9 protein-coding genes and 1 riboswitch are annotated in these 14,103 nt (G+C 57.2%); of the genes, 6 read left to right on the plus strand and 3 right to left on the minus strand.

The window, feature by feature from the left end:
• Nucleotides 1–61: 61 nt before the first annotated feature.
• From ACQK2Q_RS07430 to rnr, 3 genes are all read left to right on the plus strand, one after another.
• The gene (locus ACQK2Q_RS07430; protein ID WP_425409112.1) at nucleotides 62–304 is read left to right on the plus strand and encodes a hypothetical protein; all 243 of its coding nucleotides are present in this window, start codon (nucleotides 62–64) and stop codon (nucleotides 302–304) included.
• 108 nt (nucleotides 305–412) lie between these two features.
• Complete coding sequence (locus ACQK2Q_RS07435; protein WP_425409113.1) at nucleotides 413–997, plus strand: M23 family metallopeptidase; 585 nt, start codon at nucleotides 413–415, stop codon at nucleotides 995–997.
• A gap of 43 nt (nucleotides 998–1,040) precedes the next feature.
• A complete protein-coding gene (rnr, locus tag ACQK2Q_RS07440) occupies nucleotides 1,041–3,401 on the plus strand; it encodes a ribonuclease R (protein WP_425409114.1) in 2,361 nt (786 codons plus the stop codon).
• A gap of 22 nt (nucleotides 3,402–3,423) precedes the next feature.
• Here the strand turns inward: rnr and ACQK2Q_RS07445 are convergent, their stop codons facing one another.
• Nucleotides 3,424–5,559, minus strand: coding sequence for a S9 family peptidase (locus tag ACQK2Q_RS07445; protein WP_425409115.1), 2,136 nt, complete (start codon nucleotides 5,557–5,559; stop codon nucleotides 3,424–3,426).
• Between the two features lie 231 nt (nucleotides 5,560–5,790).
• Here ACQK2Q_RS07445 and msrA point away from each other — a divergent pair, with 231 nt between their 5' ends.
• On the plus strand, nucleotides 5,791–6,393 hold the full coding sequence (msrA, locus tag ACQK2Q_RS07450; RefSeq protein WP_425409116.1) for a peptide-methionine (S)-S-oxide reductase MsrA: 603 nt from the start codon (nucleotides 5,791–5,793) through the stop codon (nucleotides 6,391–6,393).
• Nucleotides 6,394–6,453: 60 nt separating this feature from the next.
• Here msrA and ACQK2Q_RS07455 read toward each other — a convergent pair whose 3' ends face one another.
• Together ACQK2Q_RS07455 and ACQK2Q_RS07460 are read right to left on the minus strand one after the other, a co-directional pair.
• The gene (locus ACQK2Q_RS07455) at nucleotides 6,454–8,766 is read right to left on the minus strand and encodes a M3 family metallopeptidase (RefSeq protein ID WP_425409117.1); all 2,313 of its coding nucleotides are present in this window, start codon (nucleotides 8,764–8,766) and stop codon (nucleotides 6,454–6,456) included.
• A gap of 170 nt (nucleotides 8,767–8,936) precedes the next feature.
• The gene (locus ACQK2Q_RS07460) at nucleotides 8,937–10,004 is read right to left on the minus strand and encodes an agmatine deiminase family protein (RefSeq protein ID WP_425409118.1); all 1,068 of its coding nucleotides are present in this window, start codon (nucleotides 10,002–10,004) and stop codon (nucleotides 8,937–8,939) included.
• 83 nt (nucleotides 10,005–10,087) lie between these two features.
• A riboswitch (FMN riboswitch) is annotated at nucleotides 10,088–10,267 on the plus strand.
• Nucleotides 10,268–10,448: 181 nt separating this feature from the next.
• On the opposite strand from ACQK2Q_RS07460, the gene ACQK2Q_RS07465 reads away from it, so the two are divergent.
• Complete coding sequence (locus tag ACQK2Q_RS07465) at nucleotides 10,449–12,839, plus strand: TonB-dependent siderophore receptor (protein ID WP_425409119.1); 2,391 nt, start codon at nucleotides 10,449–10,451, stop codon at nucleotides 12,837–12,839.
• Between the two features lie 11 nt (nucleotides 12,840–12,850).
• Nucleotides 12,851–14,068: an MFS transporter gene (locus ACQK2Q_RS07470; protein WP_425409120.1), complete on the plus strand. Its 1,218-nt coding sequence runs from the start codon at nucleotides 12,851–12,853 to the stop codon at nucleotides 14,066–14,068.
• The last annotated feature ends 35 nt before the right edge of the window (nucleotides 14,069–14,103 follow it).

Genomic DNA, 14,103 nt, shown 5'->3' on the forward strand with positions numbered 1-14,103 from the left:
GCAAATTATTGCGTTCGCTTTACGACACTTTTCCTGCGGAAACGCGTGAAGGATGCCCGTCATGGCGTACTGGATATTTGCAGGCCTTTTTGCCGTTGTCGCACTGATTTTATACGGTAAAACCGATCCCGTTTTTCTGATCTATGCGATCGCGATGGCGGCGCCGCTGTTTATAGTCATATCGCTGTTGCAGTTCATGCGGTCGATATTTTCTCGCCACGCGGCCCTGAGCTTGGGACAGCTGTTTGCAAGTTTGACAGCTCTTGCCGTAATTTTTGCATATTTGACAATCGGTTATTACTGATTGCGCCGGCCTGACATGACCCGGATCACATTTTATGTGAGGCGTTAACTTTCCAGCATCGTCAGTGCAGTATGGCTCATAGATTGTTGTGTTTGAGTTGAGTTCATCATGCGCGTCATTCAGTTCGTTTCAGGCGTTGCGGGCTTTCTTATCATTGCCGCCTGTGTGTCCGCGCCTGAAAACGCGCGCATGCCGGCCAAATTATCGTCAACCTTGCAATTGTGCGGGGGTACGGTCATTTCAAATGCGCCGCGAACCAACGCCCGCCGCCATATTATCGGCTACTATCCCGAAACGTCTGTCCGCGGCGAAACGCTTTTTCGCGCGCCAGTGAATTCATGTCTTTCATCCGCATACGGCCCGCGCAGGGGCGGCGCCAGCGGGTTTCACCATGGGGTCGATCTTTATACGCGTAATCCGGCGCCCGTTTACGCCGGCGGCGACGGCGTTGTGAAAGCCGCCGCCCGCATGCGCGGCTATGGCCACACGATTATCATCCGGCATCGCAGCGGCGTTGAAACCCGCTACGCACATCTTTCGGCCTACGCGCCCGGAATCAAGCCCGGCGCGCGCGTCAGGCGCGGCGATTATATCGGGCGGACGGGAAAAACAGGGAACGCGACGGCTGTTCATCTCCATTACGAAGTGCTGGTCGACGGCAGGCGATATAACCCGCTGACGGTGGGCGGATAGCGTATTCGCGCTTTTTGCTGATCCGTGATAGGGGCAAGGGAAATTGTCCACTTACAGCTCAGTGAAAGTCGTTCCTTTGGCCTCCCGAAAAAAAAGCGCTTCCAAAAAGCCGGCGAAAACCGGGCTTCCTTCAAAAGACGACATCATTGCGTTCCTGAAGGACGCCGAGGGAGAAGTATCCCGCCGCGACATCGCGCGCGCCTTTGGCGTGAAAGGCGACGCACGCCGCGAGCTGCGTTCGCTTCTCAAGCAAATGGACGCCGACGATCATATCAACCTGAAAGGCGGCAAACGCATTGAGCGCGCCGACGCCCTTCCGCCGGTGGCGCCGATTGACGTCATGTCCGTCGACGATGACGGCGATCTGATCTGTCTTCCCGCCAACTGGCGGGGCGAAACCGAGCCGCCGATGATCCGGCTTTCCGCAAGGCGCGCGGCGAAAATGAAACCGGCGCCCGGCGTCGGCGACCGCCTGCTCGCGCGCCTGAAACAGGCCGGCGACGATGGCTATGAAGCGGAAGTCATCAAGGCCATCGGCAAGGGCGCCCATCAGTTCCTGGCCGTCTACCGAAAGAAACGGCGCGGCGGGATCGCCGACCCTGTGGAGCGCCGCGCGCGCGCTTCCTTCACCATCGAAGACAGCGACGCCGGCAAAGCTGAAGACGGCGATCTCGTCTGGGTGGAGACGAAAAACGCGCGCGGCTACGGCCCGCAAAAAGCGCGTATCCGATCCGTCGCCGGGCATATCGACGACAAGCACGCCTATTCCACAATTGCGCTCGCCAATCACGGCATTCCGACCGAGTTTCCGGACGCCGTCCTCGAAGAAGCCGGAAAAGCAAAGCTGCCAGCGTTGGGCGAGAGAACGGATTTGCGCGATACGCCGCTCATCACGATCGATCCCGCCGACGCCAAGGACCATGATGATGCGGTTTATGCGGAGCCTGATCCGGACCCGGATAATACGGGCGGTTTTCGCGTGATCGTCGCCATCGCTGATGTCAGCTATTTCGTATCTCCTGGTTCCGCGCTTGATAAAGAAGCCCTGAAGCGCGGCAACTCAACCTACCTGCCGGACCGCGTTGTGCCGATGCTGCCCGAGCGCCTGTCGAACGATTTGTGTTCGTTGCGGGATAACGAAGACCGTCCCTGCATGGCGGTTGAGATGATCATCGACGCGAATGGCGCAAAAAAACGCCACCATTTCATGCGCGGCATGATGCGCTCACGGGCGAAGCTTTCCTATGACGACGCACAGGCGATAAGCGAAGGCGGCGGTAAGGCTCCGGCAGATATTAAAACCGTAGTAAGTCATCTCTACGACGCCTATCGCGCGCGTATGAAAGAACGGGCGAAACGCGCACCGCTTGATCTCGATTTGCCGGAACGCAAAATCATACTTAATAAGAACGGCGATGTGAAAGAAGTCGTCAGGCGCGAGCGCTTCGACGCGCATAAGGTCATTGAGGAATTCATGATCCTCGCCAATGTCGCCGCTGCGCAAGCGCTGGAACGCGCGAGCACGCCGCTGATCTATCGCGTGCACGACCAGCCCGATCCCGAAAAACTGGACAGCGTTCGCGATTATCTCGCGACGCTCGATTATTCGCTGACCAAAGCCGCCGTCAGACCGGCGAATTTCAACCAGCTCCTGAAAATCGCCGGAGACCGGGACGAAAAGGAAATGGTTTCTGAAGTTGTACTCCGTTCACAAAAGCAGGCGGTTTATGACGATGAAAACGCCGGTCATTTCGGGTTGAACCTTGCGCGCTACGCGCATTTTACCTCGCCCATACGCCGTTATGCGGACCTTGTGGTTCACCGCGCGCTCGTCAAAGCGTTCAAACTCGGCGCGCACGGGCAAACCGAAAAGGAAGCCGCCGCGCTCGGCGATATCGCCGAACAGATCTCCGACCTTGAACGGCGCTCCATCGCGGCGGAGCGCGAATCCAACGACCGCTACCTTGCCGGATATCTTGAGAATCGCGTCGGCGCGGAATTCGACGCACGTATTCGCGGCGTTACCAAATTCGGCCTGTTTGTGATGCTGGACGAGACCGGCGCCGACGGGTTCATCCCTATGCGGTCTATCGGCTTCGAACGCTTCCGTTTCGAGGAAAAACAGCACGCCGTTATCGGAGAGACGACCGGCGGCGTCTTCCGGCTGGGCCAGCCCGTGCGCGTAAAGCTCGCCGAAGCGGCGCCGCTCACCGGGGGACTGCGCTTTGAAATGCTGAGCGATCCCCTCCCCGGTTCGCCGAAACGAAAAGGCAAGGCGGGCAAGCCGTCAAAACCCGGGCGAGGAAAAAAATCAAAGACGAAAAAGCGCAGCGCGTCAAAAGGCCGGAAACCGCCAAAGAAGAAAAAACTGTCCAAGGCGAACGCCAAGCCGCGCAAAAATTAGCGACAAGGACAGTTTCGCCTGTTCAACCACGCTCATGCGCCACCGGCGCCGCGTCCTCAATGCCCCAGACTTTCAGCGCGAAAGCATAAAGATGCGCGCGCTCTTCCAGCCGCTCGAAACGCGCCGCCGAACCGCCATGGCCCGCGCCCATATTCATCCTTAAGACGAAGGGGCCGCCTGTCGCGTCATCGCGCAAGCGCGCAATCCACTTCGCCGGCTCCCAATAGGTGACGCGATAATCTGTCAGCCCGCCGGTCGCCATGATCGGAGGGTATTGCGTATTGCGAATATTATCATAAGGCGAATATGCCGCGATCCAGCCATACTGATCGGCCTTTTCGATAGGGTTGCCCCATTCCTCCCATTCCGGCGGGGTCAGCGGCAGATCTGCATCGGAAATCGTATTGATAACATCGACAAACGGCACCGCGGCGATAACGCCGGCAAAAAGTTCCGGACGCAGATTAACGGCAGCGCCAACAAGAAGCCCGCCGGCGCTGCCGCCGTAGATGACAATTTTCTTTTCTGACGTGTATCCCTTTTTAATCAGCGCTTCGCCAGCAGCGATGAAATCGGTGAAACTGTTCATCTTCTTGGCCAGCTTGCCGTCGAGATACCATTGACGGCCCTTGTCGGCGCCGCCGCGAATATGCGCCACGGCGTACACCGCGCCGCGATCAACCAGCGGCAGAATATTCGCCGAAAAATTCGCGGGCATGGCGAGGCCGTAGGAGCCATAGCCATAGAGCAGCGCCGGCGCAGAGCCGTCCATCGGCGTCGCTTTTAATCGCAGAATGGTAATGGGAATGCGCGCGCCGCCTTCGCCCGGCGCTTCGATGCGTTCGACGCTGTAAAGCGAAGGATCGTGCCCGCTGGGGACTTCCTGTGTTTTTAGCAGCGTGCGCGAACGCGTTTTCATATCATAATCGAAAGTCTGCGCCGGAGTAGACGGCGATTCATAGATGAAACGAAGCACGCCCGTGTCGTATTCATAGCCGCTGGCGACGCCAAGGCTGTAAGCCGCCTCATCGAAGGCGACCGCATGCGCTTCGCCGGCGTAATCCGAAACAACAATGCGTGGCAGCGCATTTTCGCGCTCAAGATAGACAATATAATTCCTATACGGTGTGAATGTAACGACCTGAACGCCGGATTGATGCGCGCGCCATTCCGACCAGTTTTCCTTTCCCGGTGAAGAAACCGGCGTCTTGACGATTTTAAAATCCACAGCGCCGGCGTCATTCGTCATGATGAAAAAATCGTCCCCGTGATGTTCGGGGTAATATTCAACGCCGTTTTCGCGCGGCGCGATTAATACCGGCGCCGTTTCCGGATTATCAGCGCGGAGATACCAGGCCTCGCTTGTAATCTGGCTGGTGGGTGAGATGAAAATATAGTCTCCGCTCTGACTTTTCGACAGGCCCAGGAAAAAACCGTTATCTTGTTCCTCATAAACAACGGCGTCATTTTCAGGCGCCTCACCGAGCGTATGTCGTTTCACTCTTTTCGGGCGCTGGTTTTCATCGCGTTCAATATAAAAAAAACATGATGAATCCGCAGCCCACACCGCGCCTGAATCATCCGCGCTTTCGATGACATCCGGATAGTCTTCGCCTGTCTCAATATTGCGAACGCCGATAGTGAAAAATTCCGATCCAACGCGGTCAACGGCATAGGCGACAAGACGATGGTCAGGGCTGTGGGCGACGCTGCCAATATCGAAAAATTCTGAACCGTTGCGTTCCTTGTCGCCGTCGAACAGAACCTGCTCATCGCCGCCGCCGGCGGGTTTGCGCATATAAAGCGGATATTCACCGCCATCGCGAAACTGCGTCCAGTAAAGCCACGCGCCGTCTTTTTGTGGGACCGAGCTGTCGTCTTCCTTAATGCGGCCGCGCATCTCGGCCATCAACGCTTTCCTCAGCCCCTCCAGGTCTTCGGTCACCGCGGCGTAATAGTCGTTTTCCGCCTCAAGCATGGCGCGAATATCGCCGTCGAGCGCATCCGGAGCGCGCAAAACCGTCTGCCAGTTCTCATCGCGCAGCCAGGCGTAGTTATCGTTTCGGGAAACGCCGTGTTGCGTTGCCGTGACAGGACGCTTTTCTACCGCAGGCGGCGTAATGGATGATGCGTCGGAAAAAGGTGCGCGGTCGGACATGAATATCTCTCAGACTATTGAGGGCGATGCCAAGGGTCGTAAGCGCATGACTTAATCGCGATGGCTAAGCGCCGCAATGCCGCCAACACGCTGAAAATGAGGTATTTTTCATCGCCTCACCGCGCCGGGGCGCGGCTCGCGCGCCGTAACAATCCGGTGAATGCGGCAATGAACGCTGGTCCAATGCGTTACACTTTGCGTAACTGTTTATGAAACAGGAGCTTACGCCGTATGAAAAAAACGTTGATCGCCGCCGCTATGGGACTGGCCCTCGTCGTCCCCTTGTTTGCGATGCAGATGAATGACGATAACCCTAGCGAAGACGGAAATTATTCCGCATTTCTGGTTGTCGCCGGCGGATGTTTCTGGTGCGTTGAAGCCGATTTTGAAAAACTCGACGCCGTTGGCGATGTGTTGTCGGGATATGCGGGCGGGTCAAAGCAGAACCCGACCTATCGCGACCATGAAGGACATCTGGAAGTCGCAAAAATTCCTTACGATCCTTCAAAAACAACCTATCGCGAACTGGTCGATTATTTTTTCCGGCATATCGACCCTCTGGATGACGGCGGACAATTCTGCGACCGGGGCCACGCTTACACCACCGCAGTCTTTTATCAGAACGCCGATGAATTCGCCGCGGCGAATGCATCAAAAGCGGAAGCGGAAGCTGCGCTGGGAAAAGACGTTGTAACCCCCGTCAGGGAACTACAGAAATTCTGGATCGCTGAAGACTATCATCAGGATTACTATAAAAAGAATCCTATCCGCTATAAATTTTACCGCACAAGCTGCGGCCGTGACGGCCGCGTTGAAGAATTGTGGGGCGAGTAAAAAAACGCGCCGCCTGCCGGCGATGACAGGCGGCGCCATGAAGTTTTGAGTTTTATTACACTAGTTGCTGTCGCTGGCGTCTCCGCCGCCGGAATCACCCTGATTCTCGCCGGGAACCGGGAAACCCCTGTCGCGCATCAATGCGTCAATTTCCGCATCGCGCCCCCGGAAGGCGCGATACGCTTCAGCCGGATCGACAGCATTGCGCGGCGAGAACAAATTATCCACAAGCCGTTTGGCGACGTCTTCATCATAAAATCCGCCCGGCGCCTCGGCGAAGGCTTCCGCCGCATCGGCGGTAAGCACATCGGCCCACATGTACCCGTAATAGCCGGCTGAATATCCCTCGCCTGAAAATATGTGACCGAAATGCGGCGATCTGTGACGCATGACGATTTCTTCCGGCATTCCGAGCGCAGCGAGCTGCTCGCGTTCAAAAGCATCCGGATCAATGCCTGTTGGATCGACTGTGTGATAGCGCATGTCGATCAATGCCGACGCAAGGTATTCAGTTGTGTCGAAACCCTGATTGAACGTCGCGGCGGCCTTGATCTTCTCCACAAGTTCACCCGGAATCGGTTCGCCCGTTTCATGATGCACGAGATAATTATCAATGACCTCGTCAGTCGCGAGCCAGCGCTCCAGCAACTGCGACTGGAATTCCGTGTAATCCCGGACGCCGCCGTTCAGTGTAGGATAATCGACATTTGAAGAAAGATAATGCAGCCCATGCCCGAATTCGTGGAAAAATGTTTCCGCGTCGGACCATGAAACAAGCACCGGTTCGCCCGGCGCGCCTTCAATGAAATTTGAATTATTGGCGGAGAGCACCGTTTTTTCTTCACCGTCGAGCTTATCGTGGCTGCGGTAGCTGGTCGCCCAGGCGCCGGAGCGTTTACCCGGACGCGCGAACGGATCAAGATACCAAAGCCCGACCGCATCGCCGGATGTCCTGTCCGTCACTTCCCAGACGTGAACATCTTCATGCCATACGGGCACGGTCCCATCCGGAATGGGCGTAAATTCAAAATTGAACAACTCACCGGCAACGAAAAACATCGCCTCGCGTAATTTGTCGAGCTGGAGATATTGTTTCACTTCGTCCGAGTCGAGATTGTATTTCGCCTGACGGACTTTTTCCATGTAATAGCGATAATCCCAGGGCTCGATCGTAATATTTGCGCCTTCAGCGTCTGCGATTTCCTGCTGCTCTGCGACTTCTTCCTCGACGCGGGCAAGCGCCGCAGGCCATACAGCCTCCATCAATTCAAGCGCGTTTTCCGGGTTTTTCGCCATGCGGTTTTGCAAACGCCAGGACGCGTAATTGTCGTATCCCAGCAATTTCACGCGTTCGTCGCGAAGCTGCAATATTTCCGCGATGATAGCGTTATTGTCGTTCTCATCGCCATTGTCGCCGCGGCTGTAATAGGTCCGCCATACCGTTTCACGTAAGTCCCGCTCATCGGAATAGGTCAGAAACGGGTCCATGGACGAGCGCGTATTGGTGATGGCGTATTCGCCTTCCCGATCCCGGTCGGCGGCCGCCGCGGCGGCGGCTTTCACGAAACTGTCGGGCAAGCCGCTTAACTGGTCTTCGCTGATGTAGGTGACGTAGTTTTCTTCGTCGGCGAGCACATTATTGCCAAACTGCGTGTGCAATTCCGCCAAGCGTTTGTTGATTTCCGCATAACGCTCCTTGGCTTCGCCTTCGAGCGTCGCGCCGTTCGTGGCGAATCCATCATAAACGAGCCACACAAGCCGCTGCTGGTCGGGACGCAACGTTTCCATGACATCGCTTTCATAGACGGCTTTCACACGTTCAAAGAGCTTTTCATTCTGATTGATTTTCGAGAAAAATTCGGAAAGCTTCGGCGCCATTTCCTGCTGGATTGTGCGGAATTCCGGGCTCGACATATTCGACGACCAGATGCCCCAATAGGTAAAGACGCGGCCCAGCTCGTCGCCGGTTTTTTCCAGTGCGATAATCGTATTAGCGAAAGTGGGCGGTTCGGGGTTGTTCGCAATCGCTTCGACTTCGGCAAGGTTTTTCGCCATGCCCGCTTCCAGGGCCGGTTTCAGCCCGGATAGGTCCATTTCATCGAAATGCGGCGTTCCCTGATACGGTCCGTCGTATGACGAGAGCAGCGTATTCGCAGCCTCATTGTCGGTTGTCGCCGGCTCAATCCCGGCGAATAGATCTCCGGTGTCCTCATTGATGCTTTCCGCATTCATGTCGGTTTGTTCATTTGTAACGCGGTCCCCTGTTGTGTCTGCATTGCCGGCGTTTTCCGACTCGCTGCAGCCATAAAGCGCCGTAACTAGCGCCATGGTGGAAACAATAGATTTTATCCGGCTCTTTGACCCTGCCCGCATGAGAGGAATCCCTTCATTTTCATAAAATTTCGCCCTGGCCGCCGCACGATATCGCGCAGCGCGCCTTTTCAGCCCTCATCCTGCTTGGCCCCGCAATATCAGGCAAGCGGCAATATCGCCGCGACATGCGGCTTATCGCATGAGGCAAACGCTTTATCGGCGCTACAGGGCTATTTTTGGCGTGCAGGCTGTTGCTGCGTGATGCAGTGAAACGATCCGCCGCCGGTCAGAATATGCGAAGAATCAATCGCAAAGAAATGCGGCCGGTCAACATGGTTCTTCAAAATTTCAATCGCCTCGTTGGCCGCATCCGGATTGCGCGACAAGGCGCCGTAGCATGGCATGATGACAGCCCTGTTTGAGATATAAAAATTCATGTGGCTGGCTGCGGCGGGCTTTTCGTCAATCATGATGCGCCCCGGCGACGGGATAGTTACAACCTCAAGACTGCGTCCGTTCGCATCAATAGCGCCGGATAACGCTTTTTCAATTTCAGCCAGCACTTGCGCGTTCGGGTCGTCATTGCCGCTCGGCCGCATACAAACGACTTTGCCCGGGGCGGCGAAACGTACGAGATTGTCCACATGCCCGTCCGTATGATCGCCCGCCAGCCCTTCATCGAGCCAGATGACTTTTTCGGCGCCCAGCGCTGATTTCAGAACGGCCTCAACGTCTTTTTCACTCATGCCGGGATTGCGGTTTTTATTCAGCAGACACTGACGGGTTGTGATGAAAGTTCCCTCGCCGTCGGCTTCCAGCGCGCCGCCTTCCCCGACAAAATCATCAAATCGCCGCAACCGGACATCCGCCAATGCAGCGATATGGTCCGCGATCTCCTTGTCATTCTCCAACTGATATTTGCCGCCCCACCCGTTAAAAGCGAATGCGCTCGCCGCAAGCGCGCCGTCTTCAGATTTCACGAATATGGGGCCTGTGTCGCGAAGCCAGATATCGCCAATCGGCGCGTCGTGTAGCGTCACGCACGCCGGTTCGGGCAGGCGGCTTCGCATGATGTCCGCCGAAGTCTGGGCTTCCCTGCCGCGGACAAGCAGTTCCACCTGCTCGCCGCGCTCATCCGACGCGGTCCCGCCGGGAAACAGGATGGCGCGGATAAAATCCTCCACTTCCGCGCGCGCCGGCCCCAGATCGTCTTCCCACAAATCGGCGGCGCTTGGCCAGCCGACCCACACAGCGTCGTGCTGCGCCCACTCGGCAGGCTGAAGACGAGACGTGAGCATCAATTCATTCCTTTTCTGCGCGCGGTTATTGCCGGACGGCCGCACCGCCCGTATATAAGCCGGTGCGGAGCAATCCGCGACATAGAAATCTTCGGGGCGGGGTGAAAGTCCCCACCGGCGGTAATGCAGGTTGTTTGGTTTTGAAACAGCGCTGACAAGCCCGCGAGCCAGAGCGGCGTGAGACGGTAAGTCCCGCTTCTTATAGGCAGGATCCGGTGAGAGCCCGGAGCCGACGGTTATAGTCCGGATGAGAGAAGGTTTGCGCAAAGCAAGGACGCGGCTCCCGTAACGGGCGCTTACTCCTTGTCAGCGGGCGGTCGTTTCGACGCGGGGATCCGCTGCGTCCGCCTTGCTTTGCGCGGCATGCCGGCTTGTTTGCCGGCGCCTTTCCCTTGTCATGACCCGGTCAAATAACGCGCTGGAGCCAGCGCCGGGACGGGTATAATGCGTTGGATATTGGTTCTTGTCGTGTCGGCGACTGCGACGATGGGAAACGCAGCGGGACAGACGCCGACAATCGACGAAATCATTGTGGTCGCCGATCCGCTGGAATTGATCGAACTGGAAGACAGCCGCGCCGTCATGGGGCTCGATCTTTCCTACGCCGAGGCGCCGCGCAGCGTAAACGTGATCAGCGACGCGACCATCGAACGCTTCGGCATTGAAACCGTCGATGATCTCGCCGCCTTTGCGCCTGGAGCATTCACGGGCAGTTTTTTCGGCGTACCGGGCGCCGTTTCGTTGCGCGGCAACCGGGCCGACACCTATTTTCGCGGTTTCAAACGGGTGGAAAATCCCGGCACGTTTCCAACGCCCATCGGGGCCAGCGAACGCATTGAAATCATCAAGGGGCCGACGCCCGCGATTTACGGCGCAGGCCGCGTCGGCGGAATACTGAATATTACGCCCCTCACCGCGCGTACGGAAAAGCAAATCGGCGCAACCGGCCGCCTTCTCAGTCTGAGCGCTACGCTTGGCTCATACGACAAGCGCATTTTTCGCGGCGACGCCGGCGCGGCTTACGCACTTAGCGGTTTTGACGTGGGCCTTTACGCGCACGGCGAATACGAAAATTCGGACAGTTTCTATCGCGGCGTAGCGCCGGAACGCGCGCTGGCGCAAACCGCGTTCACACTCGCCGGTGACAATTTCAATTTGGAAATCGGCGGCGCTTATTTTTCATCCGACGGATATAAACAAACCCCGGGCTGGAACCGCGTAACGCAAGACCTCATTGACAATAGTATATATCTCACCGGTCGAGACACGGACCTTGTTGATCTCAACGGCGACGGCAAACTGACCCCTGACGAGGTCGACGCCGCCGCCGGTTCTTTTTTCGGAACATCGAACATTCGCCAGCTCGTGGATTTCGGCGCCTTCACAAATCCTGCGTTCGCGCTTGATACGGGGCTGGGCGAAGCGCGCCTCAATCCGCGCACTGTGTTTATCGCGGATGAAGACATTGCCGATGCAAAGACTTTCACCGCCTATGCCGACCTCGTCTGGCGTCTGGGCGATGACGAACTGCGCCTGCAGGGTTTTTTCGACACGATGGATAGCGATCTTTATGTAAGCTATGGCTTTGCAGCGGAATATATCGCGGATGTTTATGAACTGCGCGGCAGTTACGCCTTCGATATCGATCTCGGCCCCGTCGTGATTGATTCTATCGCCGGCGTGTCGTGGCGCTCTTACGATAATACCAGCCGCCAGACTTTTTTATCCGGTTATCTCGTGCTTGACCGGCGCGATCTCACAGTTGGACCGACGGCCAACGATATTTTCGACGATCCGTTCTCCAGCGAGCCAAATGGAATTGGCTGGGATACGGATCTCGACTCGCGCTGGACCGATCTTGCTTTTTTCACGGCGAGCGACATTGCCCTGCGTGAGCGCCTGCATCTCCTGGCCAGCCTGCGCCTCGACCGTTTTACGGCGTCATCCATCAACACCGGCGCAACAATTTTCGATCCGGCGCTCGGCTATACGCGCTTTGAAGATAGCGAATTCACGCCAAGCTACGAATTCTCGCTGCGTTATGACGCTCTCGACTGGTTGTCGTTTTACGCCACTTATGCGGAAAACAATGCGCTGGAGACCAATGACGGCGGCGGCGTCGAAGTTGACCGCATCGCGCAACATAATTTTGTCGCGGACTCCGATCTTATCGAAGCCGGCCTGAAACTAAAACGCCGCGATCTCGTTGGCTCCTTCGCCGTTTACAAGCAAAACCGGCAACGTCAGGATCCGTTCGGCAATCTTGATGAGGAAAAATCCCAAGGCGTTGAAGCGGAATTGCGCTATTTGATCAACGACGCTTTCAGCGTCAACGGCGCGCTCACCTGGCAGGAAACGGAAATCAGCGCGCCGGGCCCTTGCGGTTCCGGTAATGGCGAATTCGTTGTCATCCCGCCTGAGCGCGCGGGCGTTTCGCCTGCAGATGGCTATGGCGGTTTATTCGCCGCTTTAAACGCATCATGCCTCACCGAACTGCAAGACGGCTATGTCCGCAATGCTACGCCGGAATGGCTCGGTTCCGCCTTCGCAACCTATACGGGACCGCAGACAAGCTACGGCGCATTCGGCGCATCAATCGGCGCCGTTTATGTGGGCGAGACGGGCGGCAAGATCGACGGCGCGGTCGTTTTTCCGGAATATGTGCTGGCGAAAGCGGCGCTTTTTTACGCGTTCGGGGATGTTTCGCTGATCGCCAATATCGATAACCTCTTCAACAAACGGTACTTCACGCCCGTCCAGAATGTCTACGAAGAGGTTGGCGCGCTGCCCGGCCGCGGGCGCGAATTCACAGTCACATTAAAAGCCCGGTTTTAGGAAAATCCCGCATGTTCATATCACTTCGGGCCGCCGGCCTGTTCGCAACGCTCAGCCTGATTTTTTTTCATATCACTGCAACGACATTCGCCTCGCTCGGCGTCGTCCTGCCAGCGATGATTGACGAGCTTGAGTGGAGCTGGACCGAAGCCGGCTTCGGTTTTACGGCGCTTGCGCTTTTTACCGGTGTCTTCAGTCCTATCGCGGCGCAAAGTCTGAAACGGCTGGGTTTGCGCGGAAACTACGCACTCGGCGGCGCCGTGATGGCCTCGGGTTTCGCCATGCTTTCCGTAACGAAGGGCCTCGCCCTCTATCTCGCGGCGGCGTCGCTGCTCGGCGCGGGCTTCGCCCTTCTCGCCAATGTGCCAAGCGTCTATGTCGCCGCGCAAACCGTCACGGACCGTGCGCGCAACACCATGATCGGCGTTTACCTCGCCGGCGGCGGGCTCGGCGGCGTCGCCGGGCCGCTGATCGCAAATGCACTGCTTTCGCAAGGCGCAGACTGGCGACTCTACTGGCAACTCTCGCTCGCGTCCATCCTCGTGCTGACGCTCATCTTTCTTGCCTTCGCCGACCCCCAATTCATGCGCGCCGGGAACGCAGAAACGCACGAACCCGCGCCGGAAGGCGCGCAAACGCCCGTGCGGGACTGGACAGTAACGGAAGCGCTTCGGGCCCCTGCCTTCTACGTTATTGGCGGCGCACTGATGGCGGCGTATTTTTGCGGCGTATCCGTTTCAAGCTGGGCGGTGACGCATCTTTCAGGTCTAGGTTTGTCCATGGGCTTCGCCAGCGCCATGTTGAGCCTGCACGCTGCGTCAAACGCGCTGGCGCGCGCGGCCGGCGGCTTTGCGGTGAAATTTATCCGCGCGCGCTACTTGTTACTGACCGGCCTCGCCGCCGAAGCGATCGGCATGCTGGCGCTCGCCGTGGCGTCAGACCCGGCGACGGCGATCATTTTCGCATTATTCGAAGGCTACGCATTCGGCATGATCCTGTTCGCCACAACAGTATTGCAGATTGAATATTTCGGGCTGAAAAATTCCCCTGCGATATTAGGCGCCATGAACCTGTTCGCCACCGTCGCCATGCTGGGGCCGGTGCTGACCGGCGTCACGGGCGATGTCTTCGGGTCCTTCTCTCCGATTTTCATCGCCTATGGCGCGATCGCCGCAGCCCTCGTCATTGCCGGGCTGTTCATCCACAACCCGAACGAACGGGCGCAATAACCGGAAACAAAAAAGGCGGGCCAAAGCCCGCCTTT

It is taken from the genome of Hyphococcus sp. (assembly GCF_965228385.1).
In the GTDB taxonomy this organism is placed as follows: domain Bacteria; phylum Pseudomonadota; class Alphaproteobacteria; order Caulobacterales; family Parvularculaceae; genus Hyphococcus.

What these genes read in the sequence shown, in the direction of transcription:
- ACQK2Q_RS07470 (WP_425409120.1), top strand. Translation starts at nt 12,851, where the DNA reads ATGTTCATATCACTTCGGGCCGCCGGCCTGTTCGCAACGCTCAGCCTG.
- ACQK2Q_RS07430 (WP_425409112.1), top strand. Translation starts at nt 62, where the DNA reads ATGGCGTACTGGATATTTGCAGGCCTTTTTGCCGTTGTCGCACTGATT.
- ACQK2Q_RS07455 (WP_425409117.1), bottom strand. Translation starts at nt 8,766, where the DNA reads ATGCGGGCAGGGTCAAAGAGCCGGATAAAATCTATTGTTTCCACCATG.
- ACQK2Q_RS07435 (WP_425409113.1), top strand. Translation starts at nt 413, where the DNA reads ATGCGCGTCATTCAGTTCGTTTCAGGCGTTGCGGGCTTTCTTATCATT.
- ACQK2Q_RS07465 (WP_425409119.1), top strand. Translation starts at nt 10,449, where the DNA reads ATGCGTTGGATATTGGTTCTTGTCGTGTCGGCGACTGCGACGATGGGA.
- ACQK2Q_RS07460 (WP_425409118.1), bottom strand. Translation starts at nt 10,004, where the DNA reads ATGCTCACGTCTCGTCTTCAGCCTGCCGAGTGGGCGCAGCACGACGCT.
- msrA (WP_425409116.1), top strand. Translation starts at nt 5,791, where the DNA reads ATGAAAAAAACGTTGATCGCCGCCGCTATGGGACTGGCCCTCGTCGTC.
- ACQK2Q_RS07445 (WP_425409115.1), bottom strand. Translation starts at nt 5,559, where the DNA reads ATGTCCGACCGCGCACCTTTTTCCGACGCATCATCCATTACGCCGCCT.